This window comes from Roseobacter fucihabitans (assembly GCF_014337925.2).
Classification (GTDB): domain Bacteria; phylum Pseudomonadota; class Alphaproteobacteria; order Rhodobacterales; family Rhodobacteraceae; genus Roseobacter; species Roseobacter fucihabitans.
This window is the reverse complement of sequence record NZ_CP143423.1, coordinates 3,129,087-3,151,767: the sequence shown is the minus strand read 5'-3', so window position 1 is coordinate 3,151,767 and position 22,681 is coordinate 3,129,087. Positions and strand designations below refer to the sequence as shown.

19 protein-coding genes and 2 pseudogenes are annotated in these 22,681 nt (G+C 58.7%); 10 read left to right on the top strand and 11 right to left on the bottom strand.

Annotation, left to right across the window (positions count from 1 at the left end):
* Nucleotides 1–68: 68 nt before the first annotated feature.
* Nucleotides 69–2,420, top strand: coding sequence for a mechanosensitive ion channel family protein (locus ROLI_RS15485; protein WP_187429390.1), 2,352 nt, complete (start codon nucleotides 69–71; stop codon nucleotides 2,418–2,420).
* A 190-nt stretch (nucleotides 2,421–2,610) separates the two neighbouring features.
* On the opposite strand, the pseudogene ROLI_RS15480 reads toward ROLI_RS15485, so the two are convergent.
* A pseudogene (locus tag ROLI_RS15480) lies at nucleotides 2,611–3,967 on the bottom strand (integrase core domain-containing protein).
* Between the two features lie 299 nt (nucleotides 3,968–4,266).
* On the opposite strand from ROLI_RS15480, the gene ROLI_RS15475 reads away from it, so the two are divergent.
* Together ROLI_RS15475 and ROLI_RS15470 are read left to right on the top strand one after the other, a co-directional pair.
* Complete coding sequence (locus tag ROLI_RS15475; RefSeq protein ID WP_187432234.1) at nucleotides 4,267–4,800, top strand: hypothetical protein; 534 nt, start codon at nucleotides 4,267–4,269, stop codon at nucleotides 4,798–4,800.
* A gap of 133 nt (nucleotides 4,801–4,933) precedes the next feature.
* Entirely contained in the window at nucleotides 4,934–5,218 is a 285-nt protein-coding gene (locus ROLI_RS15470) for a hypothetical protein (protein ID WP_187432235.1), read from the top strand.
* A gap of 12 nt (nucleotides 5,219–5,230) precedes the next feature.
* On the opposite strand, the gene ROLI_RS15465 is transcribed toward ROLI_RS15470, so the two are convergent.
* The 4 genes from ROLI_RS15465 to ROLI_RS15450 all read right to left on the bottom strand — a co-directional run bounded on the left by ROLI_RS15465 (nucleotide 5,231) and on the right by ROLI_RS15450 (nucleotide 11,208).
* Nucleotides 5,231–6,385: an ABC transporter permease gene (locus ROLI_RS15465; RefSeq protein WP_187432236.1), complete on the bottom strand. Its 1,155-nt coding sequence runs from the start codon at nucleotides 6,383–6,385 to the stop codon at nucleotides 5,231–5,233.
* Nucleotides 6,382–7,410, bottom strand: coding sequence for an ABC transporter permease (locus tag ROLI_RS15460; RefSeq protein WP_187432237.1), 1,029 nt, complete (start codon nucleotides 7,408–7,410; stop codon nucleotides 6,382–6,384). The genes ROLI_RS15465 and ROLI_RS15460 overlap by 4 nt, the downstream gene beginning before the upstream one ends.
* Nucleotides 7,407–9,299, bottom strand: coding sequence for an ABC transporter substrate-binding protein (locus tag ROLI_RS15455; RefSeq protein ID WP_187432243.1), 1,893 nt, complete (start codon nucleotides 9,297–9,299; stop codon nucleotides 7,407–7,409). Before ROLI_RS15455 ends, ROLI_RS15460 begins: the two co-directional genes overlap by 4 nt.
* A gap of 112 nt (nucleotides 9,300–9,411) precedes the next feature.
* A complete protein-coding gene (locus ROLI_RS15450) occupies nucleotides 9,412–11,208 on the bottom strand; it encodes an ABC transporter ATP-binding protein (protein ID WP_187432244.1) in 1,797 nt (598 codons plus the stop codon).
* Between the two features lie 148 nt (nucleotides 11,209–11,356).
* Here ROLI_RS15450 and ROLI_RS15445 point away from each other — a divergent pair, with 148 nt between their 5' ends.
* The 4 genes and pseudogenes from ROLI_RS15445 (at nucleotide 11,357) to ROLI_RS15430 (ending at nucleotide 16,355) form a co-directional block, all read left to right on the top strand.
* A complete protein-coding gene (locus tag ROLI_RS15445) occupies nucleotides 11,357–11,842 on the top strand; it encodes a class I SAM-dependent methyltransferase (RefSeq protein WP_187432238.1) in 486 nt (161 codons plus the stop codon).
* Between the two features lie 72 nt (nucleotides 11,843–11,914).
* Nucleotides 11,915–14,005, top strand: a complete 2,091-nt coding sequence (locus ROLI_RS15440; protein ID WP_187432239.1) for an FAD-dependent oxidoreductase — start codon at nucleotides 11,915–11,917, stop codon at nucleotides 14,003–14,005.
* Nucleotides 14,006–14,028: 23 nt separating this feature from the next.
* Nucleotides 14,029–15,228: an acyl-CoA dehydrogenase family protein gene (locus tag ROLI_RS15435; RefSeq protein WP_187432240.1), complete on the top strand. Its 1,200-nt coding sequence runs from the start codon at nucleotides 14,029–14,031 to the stop codon at nucleotides 15,226–15,228.
* Nucleotides 15,225–16,355 (top strand): annotated as a pseudogene (locus ROLI_RS15430) (acyl-CoA dehydrogenase family protein). The gene ROLI_RS15435 and the pseudogene ROLI_RS15430 overlap by 4 nt, the downstream one beginning before the upstream one ends.
* 91 nt (nucleotides 16,356–16,446) lie before the next feature.
* Here the strand turns inward: ROLI_RS15430 and ROLI_RS23855 are convergent.
* From ROLI_RS23855 to ROLI_RS23845, 5 genes are all read right to left on the bottom strand, one after another.
* On the bottom strand, nucleotides 16,447–16,575 hold the full coding sequence (locus ROLI_RS23855; RefSeq protein ID WP_187432241.1) for a helix-turn-helix domain-containing protein: 129 nt from the start codon (nucleotides 16,573–16,575) through the stop codon (nucleotides 16,447–16,449).
* Between the two features lie 90 nt (nucleotides 16,576–16,665).
* Nucleotides 16,666–16,953, bottom strand: a complete 288-nt coding sequence (locus tag ROLI_RS23850; protein WP_350340419.1) for a recombinase family protein — start codon at nucleotides 16,951–16,953, stop codon at nucleotides 16,666–16,668.
* 138 nt (nucleotides 16,954–17,091) lie between these two features.
* Nucleotides 17,092–17,505: a Tn3 family transposase gene (locus tag ROLI_RS15420; RefSeq protein WP_316247445.1), complete on the bottom strand. Its 414-nt coding sequence runs from the start codon at nucleotides 17,503–17,505 to the stop codon at nucleotides 17,092–17,094.
* Nucleotides 17,403–19,286: a Tn3 family transposase gene (locus ROLI_RS15415; protein WP_338469194.1), complete on the bottom strand. Its 1,884-nt coding sequence runs from the start codon at nucleotides 19,284–19,286 to the stop codon at nucleotides 17,403–17,405. The genes ROLI_RS15420 and ROLI_RS15415 overlap by 103 nt, the downstream gene beginning before the upstream one ends.
* A gap of 42 nt (nucleotides 19,287–19,328) precedes the next feature.
* Nucleotides 19,329–19,988: a DUF4158 domain-containing protein gene (locus tag ROLI_RS23845; protein ID WP_187432231.1), complete on the bottom strand. Its 660-nt coding sequence runs from the start codon at nucleotides 19,986–19,988 to the stop codon at nucleotides 19,329–19,331.
* Nucleotides 19,989–20,183: 195 nt separating this feature from the next.
* Here ROLI_RS23845 and ROLI_RS15410 point away from each other — a divergent pair, with 195 nt between their 5' ends.
* The gene (locus tag ROLI_RS15410) at nucleotides 20,184–20,492 is read left to right on the top strand and encodes a PaaI family thioesterase (protein WP_187432230.1); all 309 of its coding nucleotides are present in this window, start codon (nucleotides 20,184–20,186) and stop codon (nucleotides 20,490–20,492) included.
* Nucleotides 20,493–20,560: 68 nt separating this feature from the next.
* Here ROLI_RS15410 and rpe read toward each other — a convergent pair whose 3' ends face one another.
* The gene (gene rpe / locus ROLI_RS15405) at nucleotides 20,561–21,253 is read right to left on the bottom strand and encodes a ribulose-phosphate 3-epimerase (RefSeq protein ID WP_187432229.1); all 693 of its coding nucleotides are present in this window, start codon (nucleotides 21,251–21,253) and stop codon (nucleotides 20,561–20,563) included.
* A 556-nt stretch (nucleotides 21,254–21,809) separates the two neighbouring features.
* On the opposite strand from rpe, the gene ROLI_RS15400 reads away from it, so the two are divergent.
* Nucleotides 21,810–21,941 (top strand): hypothetical protein, encoded by a 132-nt coding sequence (locus tag ROLI_RS15400; RefSeq protein WP_338469193.1) that lies wholly within the window; start codon nucleotides 21,810–21,812, stop codon nucleotides 21,939–21,941.
* 169 nt (nucleotides 21,942–22,110) lie between these two features.
* Nucleotides 22,111–22,647, top strand: coding sequence for a peroxiredoxin-like family protein (locus tag ROLI_RS15395; protein ID WP_187432228.1), 537 nt, complete (start codon nucleotides 22,111–22,113; stop codon nucleotides 22,645–22,647).
* Nucleotides 22,648–22,681: the final 34 nt, after the last annotated feature.

The window sequence follows — 22,681 nt, the reverse complement described above, 5'->3', positions numbered from 1 at the left end:
GTCATTGCAATGGCGCAAACGCTCCCCTACCGTCAAATCCCAATTGCCAGCCGAGCGGAATTTATCCAATGCGCGCCTTTTTATCAGTTTTTATCATCTGCTTTTCGACGCTGTTTTACATGGGATTTCAATCCCCTGCGGGCGCGCAATCGATTGGGTCGCTTTTTGCACCCGCCGCGCCCGAGAGTGCGCAGGAGACCGACCGGATCCCCGAAATCATGCAGCAGGCTGCCGAAAACGGTGTCGGGGTGATCGTCATCGACAGCCAGGGGACGGTGCTGAGCGAGCCTGCCCCGCCGCAACCCCCCGCTGAAAGCATGGAAGGCTCCAGCCTGATGAAGGCGCAGGATTCGGTGGTGCGCTTTCGGACGGTCCTGATCGAAAGGATGCTAGATTTACCCAATGCTTTCAACGAAGTGATCTATATCCTGCGCGCCACAAGCCCGGATGGCACGATCTGGGCCTTCGCCTATGCCCTGATCATATCGCTTTTGCTTTTCGCCGTTGGCATGGTGTTTGAAACGCAGATCTATGGCAAACGCATCGCGAAGAATTTCGTCGTCTCCCGGATCCGGCAAAACCCGGTGGGATACGGCGAAAAGATGCCCTTTCTGGTGCTCCGCTTCTTTATGGGGCTGATCGGGATTCTCATATCCATGCTCGTCGCTTACATCCTGGGCGCGCTGATCTTCGGTCCCTTGGAAGACAAGGGCATGCAATTCACGGTCAGCGTCATCAATACCGCCTATTTCGCGTGTCGATTGGTGGCGAACCTGTGGCGCATGGTGCTCTCACCCTACCTTGAACAATACCGCATTCCGGTGATGTCCACGCGCGACGCCACGCGGTTGCACACATGGCTCTGGACCCTCGGGACGGTCGATATCTGCGCCATTCTGTTTGGTGTCTGGATCGGCGAATTAGGGTTGAACTACGATGTGTATGCTTTTCTTTATTCGCTGATGTCCGCGATCGTTGTGCTGCTCAATATCGTCATGGTGCTGGTGAACCGAGCCGCGATTTCCAGTGCGATGCGCAATGGAAAGCCAGCGGGCGAGGTCAGTTGGGCATTGAAGTTTGTGACCATGATCTGGGCCCCTCTGGTGATTGGTTATGTGATCTTTGCCTGGATGGAATTGACCTATGATTTGGTGTTGGGGCACCCTTCCTCGATCCCGCTCATCGCCGGCGCCTATAGCATCGTGATGTCGATCATCGTGGTTTATGGCGTCATCAATTTCACCATTGAACGCAGCTTTCAGCGCGCCCGCGCCCTGCGTGATCTGAACCTGGGACAGGTCCCGGATGAGGCGATGACACAGGAGGAGATCACGCCGCAGGAAATAGCGGCCCTGCGCCCGCGTCATGCGCTCAATACCTTCGAGGCGCTGGCGCGTCGGGTGGCTGCGATCCTTGCCTTTGTGGCGGGGACATATGCGTTTTTCTACATTTGGGATGAAAATTCGACGCAGATGGTCGAGGGCGTGACGACCCAACTTCTCGACATCATGGTGATCTGTTTCCTTGGCTATATCGTCTATCACACGTTCCGGATCTGGATTGATAACAAGATCGCTGAAGAACAGGGCGACATGATCGAAGAGGACGTGGGTGGCGACGGCGGTGGAACGGGTGCGAGCCGTCTGGCGACCCTTCTGCCGCTGTTTCGCAACTTCATCCTGATTGTGGTTTTGGTCACGATCACGCTGATTGTGCTGCTGGAAATCGGGGTTAATGTCGGCCCTCTTTTTGCCGGTGCAGGTGTGGTGGGTGTGGCCGTGGGGTTTGGCTCTCAGGCGCTGGTGCGGGACATATTTTCAGGCGGGTTCTTCCTCTTTGATGATGCGTTTCGCAAGGGCGAATACCTCGACATCGGCGGGGTAAAGGGCACCGTGGAGAAAATCTCCGTGCGCTCCTTTCAGCTGCGCCACCACCTGGGCGCGCTGCACACTATTCCGTTTGGTGAAATACAGGTCATGACCAATTATTCGCGCGACTGGGTGATCATGAAACTGCCCCTCCGGGTGACCTATGACACCGATGTGGAAAAGGTGCGCAAGCTGATCAAGAACCTCGGCGTGGCGCTGCTGGATGATCCGGTGATCGGGGAGAACTTCATTCAGCCGCTGAAGTCGCAGGGCGTGATCGAGATGCAGGATTCGGCGATGATCATCCGGGTGAAGTTCATGACCAAACCGGGCGATCAATGGCTCGTGCGCAAGCGCGTCTATGAGGAAATACGCATCCTTTTCGAGCGTGAAGGCATCCATTTTGCGCATAAGGAGGTCACGGTGCGATTGAAGGACGGCAAGGTCGACGATCTGTCTGAGGACGACAAGAAGGCGGTCACGGCGGCGGCGCAGGCCTCCATCGAGGACGATCTGCCGGATGGCGAAGCGGCGGGTGGGGACGACCGTTAGTGAGACGTGGCCGCAATACCAGGTGCAGGTGTCGAGCGCTGTGATCCGCCCTTTGGTAGAACAGCGCCTTTAACTCCTGTGTCATAAGGCCAGACCGTGCTGTGACCCCCGTACAAAAGCTGTACCACGCGCGGTGTGTAAATGCGGGTCCCTGGCGGGGTTAATGACCTTTCCCCCGAGGCTCCCTCATTCATAACGAGAGTTTGCGGTCGTACTCGTCGTCGTCGGTTTGGGCAAGCGCGTCGTGCGCGGAGCCCTCAAATTGCTCAAGCGCCCGGCGCGCTTCTGCCGGCGTTTGGTTCTCCAGCGATGAATGCGGTCTGACGTTATTATAATCGTATCGCCAGAGGGCCAGCTTTCGACGGGCATCATCCAAGGTGTCGAAGATCTCCTCATTCAGCAGTTCGTCTCGCAGGCTCCCATTGAAGCTTTCGATGAAGGCATTCTGCGTCGGCTTGCCCGGGTCGATGTAATGCCAATCCACGTCGTTATCACCGGCCCGTTTCAGGATCGCACGACTGGTAAATTCCGTGCCGTTATCACTGACGATACAGGCGGGCTTTCCATAGACGCGCACAAGCGCATCAAGCTCGCGTGCCACCCTCGCACCAGTGATACTGGTATCAGCCATCCGTTGCCCGGCAGGCGATTTGGCAAAGCCAAACCTGCCGGGAGGAGGCACAGGTTCTCGCGGCAGCAGTCGTTGTTCATGGCTAACATACGGAACTTGCGCCCCTCTCATGCATGTAAACATGCATTGCCGGGCAATGGACGCACCAAACGTGTCAGACACAAAGTCCAGCGATCAGCGTTCACCAGGACGTAACGCAACAGGCATCGGTATTCCTGATCCTCGCGCTCGTTTGCGGCCTCGGCGCCGCCTGACGCCCAGCTTTTCCTCGGTGTAGAGACGATACAGCTTCTTGTGCCCTCTCATGCATGTAAACATGCACTGCCGGGTGACAGTATCATAATCATGCCTTTGCGTTCCAACAGCACGCCGATCCGGCCCCTCTCATCGATACTGCGTATCGACTGCCGGGCAGTGGGCGGTTTGTCGCGCCGGATGGTCTTGGGGCCGACACCCGTTGGCGGGCAACACATGCTTGCATGTGTGAGAGGGACAAGCCTGCACGCCCGACGTTGCGAGATATCATGATCTCCCATCGCCTTGCGTGCCGCAGCCCGTCGCACATGCGTTCGCCATCGTGCTCGAACCAATGGCGCATCAATGGCTCACCGTCAGTTCTTTCCCAGCAAATCTTTCAACATGACGTTGTTGAGCATCGTGTCCGCCAGAAGACGCTTCAGCTTGGCGCTCTTGTCCTCCAGCGATTTGAGGCGGTGGGTGTCAGAAACGTTCACCCTCGGGACATCGCTGCGCGATACCCTGCCGTGCAACGCATGCCGCCGTATTTTGCTTTGAATTTGCAGAACGACGCAGGGCTCAGACCATGTCTGCGACACACCTCTGCTGTCGGCATCCCAGCTTCCTGTTCTTTGATCATCCCGATAATCCGGGCCTCGGTAAAACAACTCTGTCGCATTTGTCTGCTCCTTCAAAGGCTGAACAAACTCTACATCAAACTGAGGGAAGTTTGGGGGGGGGGCAGGGCAGAAACAGAGCGAGCGGGAGCAAGAGGTTAATAGTTGGTGAATGATGGTCAATAGTGAGAGGTCGTTCGTTGTGAACCTTCATTGACGGTTTTTGTATGGTAACTAATAATCTGCTAAATAGCGTGAAGTCTAAGATTAAGAAGGTGGCTATGGGTGTCGTAGGCAATCTCAGCAACCCCCAACCCGTCACACGATTCAAATTGGTGACGTTAATCAAGCATGGGAGAAGATGTATTGGGACATTGATATTTTCTCGGATTTTCAACGATCATATCCTGATGAAAGCCAACCGCTGGTTTATTCCGCGCTCAATGCGTGTATTTCCGCATGGTCGCTAGAAAAGTGGGCCATGCAGGCATGGAAAAAGAATGAACGGACCGAAGATCGCAAGTCAGATGAAAAAGAATTTTTAAAAAGGTTATCGCAAAAAATACCGATGCATGGGCTGTGTGTAGATGTTGCAAACACAACCAAACATGGCGCGCACAAGGTAGACCGATGGACGGACGGTTTACTAGAATTGAGGTGGGACGAAGGAGATGAGGACGTTCCGCCAGGATTGATGCTCGTAAGGTCTGAGGGCGATGAGACAACATTGCTTCATAGCGACTTTGTCGCGCTACCAGCGCAATGGTGGAGCTTCTTGCAAGAAATGCGTTTGGTTTCGGGCAACCAACCCACGCCAAGGTGGTGGCAAAACAAGGTTGGTCGTATGTTCGGGAGACTCCCCAATTTATCGCCCCCACCGAAGACTGATTGGTGACACCACGGGAACTGTCAAAATCAGCCGTTCGTCTAAAATGGGGCGGGGTCGCCTTGTCCCTAGCCCGCGAAAGGGATTGGCCCGCGCGGCCTGGTAGTTTAGGTTTAAGACTGTAGTAAGGGAAAGCGGCATCGTGAGACTTTGGACATTGAATGCACTGGCGATCACCGCTCTGCTCGCGGCTTGCGCGACGGTCACGGATGAGACGCGCAGGACTGCAGTGTTGGAGAAGGGTTTCAATGCCGGACAGGTTTACGAAATCCGCGAGCGCACCGTTGAAGGGCAAGCCGGGACCTATACTCAGACCAGCGTTATCTATCGTGGCTATGCCAGAACCTGTATTATCGACAGCCCGCAGGATTGCGAAACCAAGGCGCAGTCGCTGATTGATCAAGTCGAGGAGTCCATCTTCTTCTGAGCCATTCGGGGCTTAGCTCTTGTAGGGGTCAAGCGAGGCACGCAGCCCGTCGCCGAGGAAGTTGAAGGCCAGCACCACAAAGATGATCGGCAACATCGGGATCGCCGTCCAGGGGTATATTTCGATACTCGCCAGGTTCTGGGCGTCATTCAGCATCACGCCCCAACTGACGGCGGGGGCGCGCAGACCGAGGCCGAGGAAGCTGAGCGCGGTTTCGCCCAGGATCATCGCCGGGATCGACAGGGTGGCAGAGGCAATCAGGTGCGACATGAAATTCGGTAACAAATGCCGTCGGATCACGCGGCCCGGTTTGGCCCCCATCATTTCAGCCGCGCGCACGTATTCTTCTTCGCGCAGGGACAGGAATTTGGAGCGCACGGCCCGCGCGAGGCCGGGCCAGTCCAGGATGCCCAGAATGATCGAAATCACGAAGAATACCGACACCGGACTCCAGTTTGACGGTACGGCAGCGGAGAGCGCCAGCCAGAGCGGCAGTTCGGGCAGCGAGCGCAGCACCTCGATCACGCGGTTGATGATCCAGTCGGTCTTGCCGCCGAAATAGCCCGCGATGGAGCCAAAGAAGATACCCAGCACAAAGGACACGGTGATCCCGATCAGCCCGACCGTGAGCGACAGTTGCGCGCCGTAAAGGATGCGGCTGAACACGTCGCGCCCCAGGCGGTCCGAGCCCCAGAGGAACACGGTGGCCCCTTCGGGTGCGCAGAACAGATGCGTGTTGGAGCGGATCAGGCCGAAGAGCCTATATTGATCGCCGTCACAGAAGAATTGCAGCGGCATCGGGCGCGTCGTATCGGTCTCGTAGGTCCAGCGATAGTTGACAAGATCGGCGGTGGCCGTGGTGGGATACACAAATGGTCCGATGAATGTGCCGTCATGCCAGAGGTTGATGGATTGCGGCGGCGCATAGAGGTAATCAGCGCTGCGTTCATTGGGCGTATAGGGCGCGATAAAGCCTGCAACGGGGAGCATCAGGTAGCTGAAGAGCAGGAAAAGCCCCGATATCAGCCCCAGCCTGTGGCGTTTGAATTTGCGCCAGACCAGCACCCAGTTGGGCGCATCCATGTCCGAACGTTCCAGTGCTGAGAGGTCGATATTGTCATAATAGGGGGCATCGTCCACATAGCGACCATCGGGGAGTTTGCTCATGAGCCGCGCGCCCCATAACGGATGCGTGGATCCAGCAAAACCAGCAACAGATCAGAGATCATCGTCCCGATCAGGGTCAGCAGCGCCACGAACATCAAAACGAAGCCCGCAAGGAATTGATCCTGTGATTTCAGGGCTGTGAGCAGAGAAGGCCCGATGGTTTGCAGGCCCAGCACGACAGAGACCAGCACCGAGCCCGAGACCATCGCGGGCAGCAGGTTGCCGATGTCCGCGACGAAGGGGTTGAAGGCCATGCGCAGCGGGTATTTGGCGAGAAGTTTCGCCGGTGCCAGCCCTTTGGCCTTGGCGGTTTCCACGTAGGGTTTGGAGAGTTCGTCCAGCATATTGGCGCGCAGGCGTTGCATCATCGCGGCCGCGCCGGAGGTGCCGATCACGAAGGTGGGTACGATCAAGTGGATGAGGATGGATTTGACCTTGTCAAAAGACATCGGCTCGCCCTCATAGACAGGGTCCATCAATCCGCCGATGGGCAGGTCGAAGTATTTGTTTCCATAGTAGAAAAGCATCAACGCCAGCAGGAAGTTCGGTGTGGCCAGACCCAGATACCCGACAAATGCCGCCGTGTAATCCACCCATGTTTCGGATTTCGCCGCCGCGATCACCCCCAGCGGCAGGGCGACCAGATAGACAAAGAGCACAGCCGCCAGATTGACCAGAACGGTGAGCCAGAGCGCATCGCCCACAACCTCGGACACGGGGCGGTCAAATTCGAAGGACCAGCCGAAATTGCCCTGAATGAGGCCGTACCAGCCTTGCGGACCCGGCGCCATGCCGACCCAGATCAGATATTGTTCCCAGATGGGGCGGTCGAGCGCATATTCGGTACGCAGGAATTCCGCCTTGGCCACACCTTCGGCCTGTCCGGTGGCGCGCAATTCGGCGATCTGGTTGGAGAGGTAATCACCGGGAGGCAGGTTGATGATGATGAAGATCAACAGCGACACCGCCCAGAGCGTGAGCAGCATGGTGATGAACCGAAAAATAGCGTAGCGCAGAAACATCATTGGGATTTGGTCAACTGCTGGAACGGGTCATCGTAATAGAATTCGTCGATCCGGTGGATGCCGAAATGCGCGCCCGGATCCCAGGCCCATTTAGCCACCTCGGGCACATTGCGCAGGCGGTCCGATACCACGACGGGTTGCGGGGCCTCCGCCAGGATGCCGATGCCGAATTGTTCATCCGCGTGGATGGCCAGCATCTCGCGCCAGATCGCGGCGCGTTTCTCGATGTCGGTGGTGTGGTCCCAATCCCAGCTCAATTGCATCAGACGCTTGGCGGCGGGCATGTCAGGCGCTTCGCCGACCTCGCCGCCGGTCTGGTAATATTGCCCCCATTTGGGCCAGGCAAAGAACTCCTGATGCGTCGGTGCGAGGTATTCCGGAGGCGTATAGGGTTGGGGCAGACCGTTGTCCCAGCCAAACCAGACCGCGGACATCGACAGGCCCGAATAGACGCGGTTGCGCAGGATGTCGCGGTCCAGCGGACGCATGATCAGTTTGATCCCGATCTCGCGCCAGGTATCGGTGATGATGGCCAGCGCGTTTTCGACCTCCTGGCGTTCACCGGCGGTTTCGATCACGAATTCCATGGGCCGCCCGTCGGGCAATTTGCGGATGCCATCGGCGGTGCGTTCCACCAGCCCCATTTCATTCAACAGCGCATTGGCCTTGGCCGGATAATAGATCGACCATGAAAAGAGGTTCGCCGGGTCAAAAAACGGGCTCTGGGCGAGCGCGGTCATACCGCCTTCCTTGGCCAGCCCAAAGTAAAGTGCGCGGTTGATCATGCGCCGGTCGATGCCAAGCGAGAGCGCGCGGCGGAAGCGCACATCGCGGATCACATCGCGCCAGACCGGATCGGCGAAATTGAGGTTGGGATAAATCGTGATCTGATTGGCCGCGCCATTGGCCCAGAGCAGCGTGCGATAGCCCGCGCCATCGGTTTCGCCCTTCTTGAGGATCGAAATATCGGGAAAATCGAGGCCCCGCGCTTGCAAATCGACCTCGCCCGCATTTGCCTTGGCCGCGATCAGACCGCCGCCCACGATGGTCATTTCCACAATGTCGATATAGGGCAATTGCACGCCGCGCGCGTCCATGCGGTGATAATAGGGGTTGCGCACAAACAGGTGGCGGCTGGATTTCGTGCCGGTCGCATTCATCCACGGCTGCAATGTCGGCAGTTCGGGATTATCGAACTTATACATGTTGTCGCGGTCGTTATGCAGCGGAGCCCAGGAGCGCAATCGCGCCTTTTTGACCGCGCGTTTCAACGTTTTGGCATCGGTAAATTCAGCGTGGAACTGCTTGAGGTAATGCGCCGGACGGTAGATGAAAAACGGGCTGGCCTGCGCCAGCAGTTGCAGGAATTGCGGGTGCGGGGTCGGCCATTCGATGACCACGGTATGCGCATCCGGGAAGGTCATTTCGGCCAGCACACCGTCCATGATCATATGCTGGGGCGGGCCTGCGGGGCTGATTTCGATGTTCTGGGCGACATGTTTCCACCAGTATTCGAAATCGGCCGAGGTAAAGGGATGCCCATCCGACCAACGGTGCCCCTTGCGCAGATGCAGGGTGAATTTACGCCCCTCCACCACTTCTATGTCGCGCAGGATATCCGCATAAAGGTTGTAATCCTGATCATAGCCCACAAGGCGGGCATAGCCGTAAACCACCATCTGGCGCACGTCCTTGGAGCGCGACACGAGGGTGCGCAGCGTGCCGCCCTGCTCGCCGAAGCTGCGCCCCTTGGCGGGCAGGTCAACCACCAGCGGCTCGCGGGGCATGCGCGCGGTGACGGGGGGCAGGTTGCCATTGGCGACTTCCTTTTGCCAAAAGCTGCTTTCCTGAGGCGGCGCAGCCAGGAGTTCAGATGTGGCGGTCTGCATTTTAGGCGCGGTGCTCTTGGGCTGCGCGACGGGGGCTTCACTGCGCGCCACCTGTATTTGTGCCTGCGCGCTGAGGGGAAGGGCCAACATCAAGAGAAGGAGGGCAAGGGGTTTAAGCATGACAGCGTACCTTATGTCCGGGGTCCAACTCGCGCAGGGCGGGGGCTTGCTGACCATCAAAACGGAACGCCTCGGGCCAGCTTGACGGGGCACCGGCCCCCTTGGCGACAAGGGCCAGATCGATGGGTCGGTTCACATCCGGTTCGGGTTGCGCGGCAATCAACGCCTGAGTGTAGGGATGGCGGGGGTTATAAAACAGCGTGTCAGGTGCGGCCTGTTCAACCACCACGCCCTGGCGCATGACGGCGACCTCATCGGCAATACGTGCGACAACGGCGAGGTCGTGGCTGATGAACAGGTAACTCAGACCCATACGGTCACGTATGTCTTCGAGCAGGGTGAGGATCTGTTCCTGCACCGATACATCCAGCGCCGAAGTCGGCTCGTCACAGACCAGCAAGACCGGGTCCAGGGTCAGGGCGCGCGCGATCGACAGGCGCTGGCGCTGGCCCCCCGAAAAGGCATGCGGATAGCGGCTGAGCATGGAGGGCTCCAGCCCAACCCAACGCAGCATTTCCGCCGCCTTGTCATAGCGGTCCGATTTGGTGCCGAGGTTGTGGATTTCCATCGGTTCCGTCAGGGCTTGCTGCACGCGCATGCGCGGGGAGAGCGAGGAGTAGGGGTCCTGGAACACCATCTGGGCCTGGCGCTGAAAGGAGACGCGCTCGGTGCGCGACATCGCGTTGATCTGCACGGCGGGTGCGTCGGGTGTGGCGCGAAACAGGACCTCGCCGCCCTCATCGGGCAGTTCCGCGCCCAAGGCGAGCCGCGCACAGGTCGTCTTGCCCGAGCCGCTCTCGCCGACCACGGCCAGCGTTTTGCCGCGCCCCAGCGACAGGTTGATTTCGTGACATGCCGTGATGGCGACGGGTTTGCTCCAGCCGCCCGCGCGCATGGTATAGGTCTTGCAAACACCGCGCATCTCGAGGATGGGATCGTCCTGCGTGGCGGGACGCGCGGGGGCTGCGACCTGCGGGATCATCGGGGCGGCGGCAAAGAGTTTTTGCGTATAGCCATGCGCAGGCGCGCCCAGAACCGCCGGGGCCGGGCCGCTTTCCATCACACGACCCTTGTTCATAACCACCACGGTTTCGGCCATATTTGCCACCACGCCAAGGTCATGGGTGACAAGGATCACCGCCATGCCGATGTCTTTTTGCAAATCCTTGATCAGGCCGAGCACCTGTGCCTGCGTGGTCACATCCAGCGCCGTCGTGGGTTCATCCGCGATCAGAAGGTCGGGTTTGGCAACCATGGCCATGGCGATCATCGCGCGCTGGCGCATGCCGCCCGACATCTCGAAAGGGTAGGAGCGCCAGACCCGTTCGGGATCTGGAAAGCCGACGCGATCAAACGTGTCCAGAACGGTCTTTTTGGCCTCGGATGCGCTCATGTCGCTGTGCAGATAGAGCACTTCGCTGACCTGATCGCCGAGTCGGTGCAGGGGCGAGAGCGAATGCATCGGTTCCTGAAAGATCATGGAGATCTGATCGCCCCGGATGTCGCGCATGGCGCGTTCCTTGAGCGCGAGCAGGTTCATTACCCCGCCCTTGCCGTTGAAATTAATGCTGCCGCTGCGGATCTGCGCGGCGGCGGGCAGGATGCGCAGCACGGAGCGGCAGGTGATCGTCTTCCCCGAGCCGCTTTCGCCGACCAGCGCGAGGGTCTCTCCGGGCATGACTTTAAAGCACACACGCTGCACGACCGCATCGCCCGCGCCAAAGCCAATGCTCAGATCCTCTACCTCAAGCAGCGGGGTCCCCACGTTTACTGTCTCTTCCTTGCTCATTCGATCCAAATGGCCGCTCCCCGGCAGGATCAGTCAACTTGATTTCGCGCCCAACGTCCAGCGCACAGATGAGTGAGTGGCTTTCCGCTACACTTTTTTGAACAAAACAGGCATGGGGGAGGATCAGTATTTTGCAAAAGGAACCAGCATGAGCCGTCTCGACCTCTTCATCGACCGTATGGTGTCCCAACGCGCCTGTCTCGACCACGCGGCCACGCTCACGGCGAAGCTTTCGGGGCCGGTGTTCGAATTGGGGCTCGGGAACGGGCGCACCTATCACCATATGTGCCAAATCCTGCCGCCGCGCGATATCTATGTGTTTGAGCGCGCCGTGGCCTCGCACCCGGACAGCACCCCGCCCGAGGATCGCGTCTTGCTGGGCGATGTGTTCGAAACTTTGCCCGCAGCGTTGGAGCGGTTCGGGGCGGTTGCGCGGTTGATCCATGCGGATCTGGGCGGGCATGATGCGGCCAAAAACGATGCGTTTGCGCGGCGGGTTTCGCCCATGATCGCACCTTTGCTGGCACCCGACGGGTTGATGGTTTCCAGCGACCGGATGTATTTTGATGACCTGAAGGAGATTGATTTGCCGGAGGCTGCGGTGCCGGGGCGCTGTTTTATCTATCAACGCTGAGCGGGCGGTGACCCTTGCGCGTGGCGTGGTATCATGGCCGTATGGTGCCACGATCGGTGAGGGAGAACAAAGATGAATGATAAGATTGCCTATGCGCGCCACGGGAATGTGGCTGTTCTGCGTCTGGAAAACCCGCCGGTAAACGCGCTGAGCCATGCGGTGCGCGGGGGGCTGATGGCGGGGATGGACCGCGCCGAAGCGGACACAGGCGTGCGCGCGGTTCTGCTGGTGGGCGCGGGGCGGGCGTTCATCGCGGGTGCGGATATCAAGGAGTTCGGCAAGACGCCCTTGGAGCCGCATTTGCCGGATGTCTGCAACCGGATCGAGGCCTCGCCGCTTCTGGTTGTGGCCTCAATGCATGGGGTGAGCCTGGGCGGGGGGCTGGAGGTTGCACTATCGGCGCATTACCGGATTGCGCAGCCGGATGCGCGCCTTGGCCTGCCGGAGGTACATCTGGGCCTGATACCAGGTGCGGGGGGCACGCAGCGTTTGCCCCGCGTCGCCGGGGTGGAGGCGGCCCTCGATATGATCACCACGGGGCGACACGTGATGGCCCCCGAAGCGTTGGCGATGGGGGTGATCGACCAGATTGAGGCCGGTGATCCGGAAGCCATTGGTCTGGCCTATGCCAAGGCGTTGCTGTATGAGGAGGCCGCGCGGCGCCCAGTCAGCGAGATGCCCGCGCCCGCGCCGGTGGACTGGGATGCGCGTTATGCAGCGGTTTTGCGCAAGGGGCGCGGTCAGATCTCCCCCGCACAGGCGGTACGGGCGGTGCAGGCCAGCGTCGAGATGCCCTTTGACGCGGGGCTCAAGGCGGAGCGGGCGATGTTTCGCGAGTTGATGGAAACCGACCAACGCCAGGGCATGATCCACGCATTTTTCGCCGAGCGCGCGGTCAGCAATTTGCCCGGCCTTGAGGGCATCGCCCCGCGCGCCCTCACCGGAGTCGGGGTCATCGGGGGCGGCACAATGGGCGCCGGTATCGCTACGGCCGCGCTGTTGTCGGGCCTGCGCGTGTGTCTGATTGAGCGCGACACAGCGGTGGCGGAGGCCGCCAGGGGTCGGATCAGCGCGAACCTTGCGGGGGCCTTGAAGCGCGGAAAGATCAGCCAGGAACAGCAGGATGCGATGCTGGATCATGCGCTGGTTCTGGCCACGGATTACGCCGCGTTGAAAGACGCCGATCTGGTGATCGAGGCGGTTTTCGAGGAGATGGCGACCAAGAAAACCGTGTTTAAGCAATTGGATAAGGTCTGCAAGCCCGGTGCCGTGCTGGCCACCAATACCTCCTATCTGGATGTGAATGAGATCGCCGCCGGCACGTCGCGCGCCGGTGATGTGATCGGGCTGCATTTCTTTTCTCCTGCCCATGTGATGAAGCTGCTCGAAGTGGTGGTGACGGATCAGACCACGCCCGATGTGGTGGCAACCGGGTTTGCGCTGGGCAAGCGGCTGGGGAAGGTCGCGGTGCGCGCGGGCGTTTGCGACGGGTTCATCGGCAACCGGATCCTCAATACCTACCGCAGCGCCGCCGATCATATGGTGCTTGACGGTGCCAGCCCGTTTCAGATCGACGCGGCGCTGGCGGATTTCGGTTTCGCCATGGGGCCATTTGCGATGGCCGATCTGGCCGGGCTCGACATCGCCTGGGCCATGCGCAAGCGGCGCGCGCCCCACCTTGATTCGCGCGCGCGGGTTGGGAAATATGCGGATCGGCTTTGTGAAGCGGGGCATTTCGGGCAGAAGACGGGTGCGGGGTTTTACACCTATGAACAAGGCCAGCGGGTCGGCACGCCGAACCCTGACGTCATGAGTTTGATCGAGGCGGAACGGGCCGCGCGGGGCATCACACCGCGCGACTTTACAGATGCGGAAATTACCCGCCGCTATATGGCGGCGATGGCGAATGAGGCGGCGCGGGTCGTGGGCGAGGGCATTGCACGCCGTCCGCTGGATGTGGATATGGTGCTGCTCTTTGGCTACGGGTTTCCGCGTTTCTGGGGCGGGCCGCTGAAATGGGCCGATCTGTTGGGGTTGCCCGCGCTTCTGGCGGATGTCGAAAGGTTCGCGCAGGAAGATGTGTTTTTCTGGGAGCCCGCACCGCTGTTGCAGCAATTGGTGAGTGAGGGGCGCAATTTCGATGACCTGAACAAGGCCGGATGAGCGGATAGGAAAGAGGGGCGGATGTGGATCTGAGATATAGCGAAGCGGAACTGGCCTTTCGCGCGCAGGTGCGCGCGTTTTTGGCGCGTTCCTTGCCCGTTGATTTATCCGAGAAAGTGCGCCGGGGGGCGGTGTTGGGCAAAGCGGATCATGAGCGTTGGCATGGCATTCTGAACGCCAGGGGTTGGCTCGCGCCGAACTGGCCGGTGGCCTTTGGCGGGGCCGCATGGGACGCGGTGAAGCGCCATATTTTCGAAGAGGAATGCGCGCTGGCTCATGCGCCGCGCATCGTGCCGTTCGGGTTGTCTATGCTGGGCCCGGTGTTGCAGAAGTTCGGTTCCAAGACGCAGCAGGATCACTGGTTGCCGCGCATTCTGAGTGGGGAAGACTGGTGGTGTCAGGGCTATTCCGAGCCGGGGGCGGGGTCCGATCTGGCCTCACTGCGCTGTGCAGCCATACGCGACGGGGATCATTACGTGGTCAACGGGCAGAAGACATGGACGACGCTGGGCCAGCACGCCAACATGATATTCTGCCTGGTGCGCACGGACAAAGCAGCCAAGCCACAGGAGGGGATTTCGTTCCTGCTCATCGACATGGAAACGCCCGGCATCGAAGTACGCCCCATCGTGCTGCTGGATGGTAGTGCGGAGGTCAATGAGGTGTGGTTCAGCGATGTGCGCGTGCCGGTGGAAAACCTTGTGGGGGAGGAGAACAAGGGCTGGACTTATGCCAAATATCTACTGACACATGAGCGCACGAATATTGCGGGTATCGGGTTTTCGCAGTCCGGGCTGACGGCGGTCAAACGCATCGCGCGCGCCGAGATGGCGGGCGGTAGGCTGTTGATCGAGAACCCCCATTTCGCCGCGCGGCTGGCGCAGGTGGAGATTGATTTGATGGCGATGTCCACCACTAATTTGCGGATGATCTCAAAGGCGGCGGCGGGGCAGGCATCGGGCGTGGAAAGCTCCATGCTCAAGGCCAAAGGCACGGTGATCCGGCAGGAAATCAACGATCTGGCGCGCCGTGCGGCGGGGATTTACGCCATGCCCTTTGCCTCCGAGGCGGTTGAAGGCTCCAATGATGCGCCGCCCGATCCGCTGCAGGCGGGGCCGGTGGCAAAGCAGTATTTCAACAACCGCAAGCTGTCGATCTTTGGCGGATCCAATGAAATCCAGCGCGAAATCATCGCCAAGGCGAGGTTGAGAGGGGCGAAATGAACTTTGATTTGACCCAGGAGCGGCAGATGTTGCAGGACAGCTTGCGCCGGTTTCTGCGAGAACGATACGGCACAGGCGTGCGCAATGAGATTTTGGCCGGCGATGCGGGGATGTCGCCGCAGATTTGGCAGGAGCTGGCGGATTTGGGCGTGATCGGTGCGTTGTTTGACGACAGCATCGGTGGCTTTGGCGGCGGTGGGTTCGATCTGGCCGTGGTGTTCGAAGAATTGGGCCGCGTGGGCGTCGTTGAGCCATTTCTGGATACAGGCGTGCTGGCCGGTGGGTTGATCGCGGATGTGGGGGATGCGGCGCAGAAGGCAATGATCGCGGATGTGATCGCGGGGCGGATGCATCTGGCCTTTGCCCATGGTGAGCCGGCAAGCCGCTATGACCTCAACCGGGTGGAAACGACGGCCAAAGCGCAGAGCGGCCAGATTGTGTTGAGTGGGCGCAAGGCCGTGGTGGTCAATGCCGAAGCTGCGGATATGTTGATCGTGTCGGCGCGCGAGAGCGGTGCGGTGTATGATCAGGTGGGGATTTCGTTGTTTGTCGTGCCGCGCGAGACAGCGGGCGTGATCGTTCAGGGCTATGGGCTGGTGGCGGGCGGCCGTGCGGGTGAGGTCCTCTTGGAGGATGTGCGCCTACGGGAAAGCGCGCGTCTTGGTCGGGCGGGGCAGATGTTTGAGGCTATTGAGGCACGGGTCGCGGCAGCAAGCGTGGCGCAATGCGCGCAGACGCTGGGGACGATGGAGACGGCGGTGGCGCTGACGCAGGAGTATTTGATGACGCGCAAACAGTTCGGTTGCCCGATTGGCAGTTTTTAGGCTTTGGCGCATCGGATGTCGGATATGTTGATCGAGGTAGAGCAGGCGCGCTCTGCTGTGATCAATGCGGCGGGGCATGTTGCGAGCGACAGGGTTACGCGTGAGCGTTATGTGGCGGCGGCAAAAAATATGATGGGGCGTGTGGGGCGGCTGGTTGCGGAAGAGACGATCCAGATGCACGGAGGCATCGCCATGACGCAGGAATACGAATTAGCGCATCTGGCCAAGTGCATTGTGATGGCCGATCACAGGTTTGGCGATTGTGATCATCATCTGGAGCGGTTCATTGCCCTCTCCGCCTGAGGTTGCCGTGAGTGGCGCGCAAGGGCTTGGCCCAGTACGCAAGAAGGGGGGTAAAAACGGCAAGATTTTCAGCTGAGCTGCGTTACCCGTTTTATCCTGTCGATTGTCGTCGCCCAAACGAGTGGCGGGCGATGGCGTGGAGTGGTTGCCCTTTGTGAAGCATGGTTCTGACCTGGTCTTGTTGATGCATTGCGAGTTTGAACTTTCTGCCAAATTTCACACCGCGTTTTTGTGCGGAGGCGCTTCCGTCATTTGTCCGTTCATTGATGTGATTTCGTTCCAGCTCGGAAAGTCCTTCAAAAACAGTAAGTCAGAACTTTCCCATCGAACTTGTAGTGTCCGCCCAGGGCTCTCGGAGTGATCGGAACGTTGCCTCTGCGACTTCCACTTTTCGGTTTATCACAAAGAGATCATGCGTAGATCGCGCCAACCGGTCAAGGCTGGTGACGATGAGCATATCATTTGGGTGAAGGGCGCTCAGCATTTTTTCCAGTTGCGGGCGGCGGCGATCAAACCCAGTCAGTTTCTCCTGGAATATCTTGTCACAGCCCTTGGCCTGAAGGGGCTCTATTTGTGCTTCAAGGTTCTGTCCTGTCATGGAAACGCGCGCATAGCCGATCAGCATGGTTTTGCGCCTGTTTTGATGCGCTGATACGGAACGGAATTGCGGATTCTGTAAGGCGCTGGTTTTGAACGCACAAAATATCGTTCCGTTTATTATGAGTTTTGGAACAGGTCATGCCGCCACCAGTATATCGTTCAGGGGCAGGCGCGTGGTCATATCGAGGTCAAAGACACCGTATGGGTTGATATGGCTGTATGGCAGCGGGTTCAGTGCCGCCATATCGCGGGCGGTCATTTTCGTGCGCCACACCTGATCCGCGAGGACATCCTGGATCATGAGTGTGTTCACATAGACCATGCTGGCCTGCAATAGATGCCATGACAGAACCGGGATCTCCTGGTCGTCGCGCCGGTTGGACACCAGCTCATTACCGTTGCCGTAGAAGATGAAGTCGTTCACCCCGTTCCAGCGTTCAATCACGTTTAGGCCAGAATTGATCTCGCGGCGCAAACCTTTGTCACTGAGGTATTGGCACAGGAAGATCGTCCTGGCTGCTTTGCCGAGTTCCAAAAGAGCCGCAAACACCGGGTGACTTTGGCCGGTTGGCCGCGGATGAAACGGCGTAGAATGGCCTCTTGTTCCGCGGTGCGTTGTTTCAGGGCCGCCGCCAGTTTGATCATTGCATCATAGTGCCGAGTGATCAGGTCCCAATTGATCGGCTTGGGTGCAAACAGCGGATCAGGATTTGGATGGGTGCGTTCGGGTTTTGGAAGAGCCCGCACCAGCTTTTGACGTGCTATTCCTTTAAACCGGGGCATGAGCTCAAACCCCGGCAAATAACAAAAGGCAAAGCCGACAACGCTCTGGCTGTGGGTGTCAACAAACTGGCGATCAATCTCCAAATCGGTACCGTGATGTAAAACGCCCTCGATCATCGACGCCACTTCTGAGGAAGATACCTGTTTCAGCTGCGAATGGATGCAGGTCGCCTTCGCATCGACGTGCCAGTAGATCATGACACCCCGCCCGCCATAACGCTGATGCAACTCGGTCATCAGGTTCTGATCCCAGGATGCAAATTGGGTAGAATCTGACGCATAACTGCTGCTGCCATCGCCCCGGATGTCTGTGGCGCGAATGCGGTTCGTGGCATCGGCAATGGCACGGGTTGCGGCGCGCAATGCATTTTTGTGTATGAACCGTTGCCGAATATAGAGCAGCTCTTTGTAGGTCACATTATACGGTCCGGCCGCGACAGCCTTTAGCCCGATAGTGGTACCGATCCCATGGAGCGCCAGTAGAAGCCTGCGGGATACCTCATCACCGGACAGGGTTTGTCGCGCGCCTGCCGTGGGGAAGGATTTGGTGAGGCCGATGCGCAGATCGACTTCCCCGAGCACATCCAACAGGCGGGTCATGGGCCATCGGCGGGTCAATTCCTCCTTCAGTGCATCCAGCATGGCCAGATCATCCTGAGCCTCCGGTGGTTTGAGCGATATCCGGGTTTTGCCGCTCCGCGATTTCAGCACCACGTCTTTGTTGGAGGGCAGATCGCGGTCGAAAACGTCCAGGGCGGTGATGAGATCACCCTTGAGGCGTTCGACGAAAAGATCCGCTTCCAATGGCTGTCCAATATCCTGGAAATACTGCTCTTTTCTATCGTCAAAATCCTGTGGCAAATCCTGATCCGGATTGCAGCACCTGGTCGCGCCTTCAATCCATACTGCCTTGGTGCGCAGACGCTCCCCCAGGCTTTGAAGGACATAAATCTCATAGTCGAGGCGGTTGAGGCGGGGTTGCCCGCCGGGTCCGGGTTCAATGACAATATCTCGCCCCTTGGGTCTGACAACACCGTCCAGCGGCACCTCATCGAGAGAAAAGTATTGCGGTTTCCTGCTTGTGTCTGTGATCAAAACTTCAAGGGCATCCAGAAGCGGGCGCCAGCTCTGATTGTTTGACCGAAAGGTGAGCGTCTTGAGGATCACCGGAAGAATGCGCCGGTAATGCTGCGCGTAAGATCGGCGTATCTTACGATGCACGCGGTATGAAAATGACGGGTTCTCGGTACGATATTCATTGGCCAGACCACTTATCGTCGTCTGACTGACCACAGGGAAAATCACATCGCACACTCGACCGGTCGGTTCAGCTTCTGCCGCGAGCGCCATCTTGAACAGATGCGTCGTCTTGCCCTCGACCTTGCGAAACTCGGTCACAAGCTCCTTGATGACCTTGGTTTCCGCACGGGCAGATATCTTGTGGGTGATGCTGATCAGAAGATCACCGCGTGCGTCGCTCAACTCTGCTGCGCGGGGAATAAGAAAACAGCATAGCAAAGCATATCGCGTCTCATCCGGATGTCCCACGCATCCTCTGTGCCCGCCCGCAACCAAAACCGTTCAATAATATCAGGATGCACATCCGCCAGGATCGTCTGATCCAAGCCGACTGCACAAACGGTTTCCAGGCGTGAAACCGTTCTGAGCAGATTTTCGACGCTGGCTGCACCGGAACTGCGCGACACTCCGGCAAAGGGAGAAAGGCCAGCCGCCGTCTCGAGCAGGCATCAAGGCGCGCCCGATGGTCATCGGGAAGCCGCCCTGCGATCCTGGCAAACAGAATGCGCTCAAACCGGCGCTCTGCCTTTGCCAGGATCGCAGGGCTTTGGCCTTGGGGCGGATCATTCGCATGGACAAGAACCATTCTGTAATGGCTGCGTCCGATGTCGCTTCATTTGGGGCGCTCGGCAAAACGGGCTCGACCAACCAATCCAGGAAAACCGCGCGGGCCTTCTTGTCAAAGTGCCTGATACCAACAAACGCGATAATCTGGCGTCGATAAAAACAATCTGTTCTCTTCGGAACGACGGGAAGCCCATCACCATCGGCGCTACCAATCTGCGACGCCAAAAACTTAAGAACCTGTGGAGAGACAAAATCCAACGATCTGGGAAACTGCGCGTGGAGTTGAAAATACTTGAGGTAATAGCAAAGCGTCAGACGTCGCGGCTCAGACATGCCCTTCAATAGACCAAGCTCCGCATCACTTACGATCCAGTGCGCCCGCAACTCCTAATCCGACCAAATCTGTTGCATGCATATTCCAATTCAAATCAATATCGGAATATATTTGCGAAACAATACTCGTTGCCAACAGCTCAAACCAAACTCTGAAACCTTGCCGGTCTTAACCCACTTCGTGCGTACCAGGCCTTGGTTGATCGGCTATAGGTCGATCTGGACCCGGTATCGGGGCGGGCTGAGGTGAGCCTTGAGATCGCGTCGCAACATCTGAACCGTAACGGCACGCTGCATGGGGGGATACTAGCGATGATGCTGGGTTCCGCCGCGGGTTTTGCCGCCTCTTTCAGCTTTGGTGGGGAGGTGTTGTCGCGCGTGGTGACGGTGACGTTGAACACGCAATTCGTCGCCGCCGTGACCGCCGGAAAGGTCGTGGCCACCGGCCATGTTTCAGGTGGGGGGCGCAAGATCGTCCATGCGGAGGCGGAGGTGCGGGGTGAAGCAGGTGTTTTGATCGCCAAGGCGTCTGGTGTGTTCAAACGGGTTTCGTGAAAATCTGCGCTGGGGCCAAGGTGGCCTGAAGCCCACCTTACACGCGCACCCTATCGGTCTGTGAGCCCTCAGACGTAGGTACCATTTGCAGCGTCGCGGATGGCGCGGATGTTTGCGCCGTAAGGTGCGGGGTCGGATACCGAGCCGCCCTTGAACACGGCGGAACCGGCGACCAGAACATCCGCGCCGGCATTTGCGACCAAGGGTGCCGTGGAAGGATCAACGCCGCCGTCAATCTCGATATGTACGGGGCGATCGCCAATCATCGCGCGCAGTTGGCGCACCTTGTCGATCTGGGAGTGGATGAATTTCTGGCCGCCAAAACCGGGATTTACGGTCATCACGCAGATTAGATCGACCATGTCGAGTAGGTGTTCCACCGTATTGGCCGGGGTGACGGGATTAAGCGCCAGACCTGCCTTGGCACCCGCACCACGGATCGCTTGAAGGGTCCGGTGGATGTGCGGACCCGCCTCGATATGGGCGGTGATCACATCGGCACCGGCCTGTGCGAAGGCATCGATATAGGGATCGACGGGGGAGATCATCAGATGCACGTCCATCACGCCCTTGATATGCGGGCGGATCGCGGCACAGGTCGCGGGGCCGAAGGTGATGTTGGGTACGAAATGCCCATCCATCACATCGACGTGGACCCAATCGGCACCCTGTGCTTCGATAGCTTCGCATTCCGAGCCGAAATTGGCGAAATCCGCCGCGAGGATAGAGGGGGCGATTTTAAGGGTACGGTCAAAGGACATGGGAAACGCCTTGGTTGGGGTGATTGGATGACCCCGCTATAGCCTTGTGACACGGCGCGGGGCAAGGGGCTCTCTCACGGCTTTGGAGGTTTCGAGTTGGCTTTGAACCAACGCGCGAGAGCACAGGCGTGAAAGCCTAGTATGATGGAAATCGATCTGTCGCCGCGTGCCGAGATCTTTGGCATGGCTTCGGTTTAGGGGGGCGTTGCGGCCCTTGGGTTGAGAGAGGAACTCTCCAGTTTGTGCAGAAGTGAAATATCTCGCTGATGCACCCGCGTCCAAAGGGCGGTCGCGCAGCAGGTCAGGGCCTGTGCAAGAATAATGCAGGTTTGGTAAAGCGCAGGCGGGCGTCGATCATCGGGCCAGGGGTGATCCAAACGAGCCATCGCGTTCCAGCATCAAGGCGCAACGATGGCACAAACGAAAAGGTGCAAAGCCGAGCGCGCCTGTTGATGGGCGCGTTTCAGACGGCGTCTCGGCGATCTGTCCGACGGGAACAGCGCGCTCTGATCAACACGAAGGAGCATGATGCCTTGGTGCTTTGTAAGAGCGTCGAATGCCAGAGAGAACCAGGGGGCGGATCGCAGGGGTCAGTCGTGATATCTATTATTTCGTTCCTTGGACGTTTTGGTCGGATGGCGTGTTTGATGAGGACGGGGCGCGCCTGCCTATGCGCCGCACCAGGTGAGTGTAGGAACCTGCGTAGGGTATTGAACAACCAAGCCCGGCGCGAAAGCATAATCCGCTGGCAGCCCCAGGGGGTATAAAGAAATCACAAGGATACGTGAAGCGGCGGCTCTGGTCTCGTTGGTTTTTTCATGCGACGAGCGCGGTGGAGCCATGAAAGGGATTCAATCATGCTAATGCCGCGCGAAAAAACACCGGACCTTCAGTTGCCACTGTTGGGTGGCGGGACTTTCGATTTGTCGAAGCACGGTTCGGAAAAAGGCACGGTCGTCTGCTTTTACCGGGGATTGCACTGCCCGCTTTGCGCGACCTATCTGGCGGAACTGGAAAAGCGCACTGCGGATTTTGCGCCGCGCGGCGTTAAAACGATTGCGATCAGTTCGGATGGTCAAGAGCGCACGCAGGCGATGGCCGATAAGATCGCGGCGAAATCCTTACGCTTTGGCTATGATCTGAGCCTGAGCAAGGCGCGCGCATGGGGGCTTTATGTTTCCACGTCGCGCGGCAAGACATCCATCGGTATCGAGGAGCCCGCGCTGTTTTCAGAGCCGGGATTGTTCATGGTGACACCGCAACAGACGCTGTATTATGGGTCGGTGCAGACGATGCCATTTGTGCGGCCGCATTTCTCGGAACTGGTCGGCGCGTTGGATTTCGCGATTGCCAACGAGTATCCCGCGCGCGGTGAGTATAGCGGCGCCGTCTGATCCAAATGGGTGGCTACGCCACACGACATGTCCC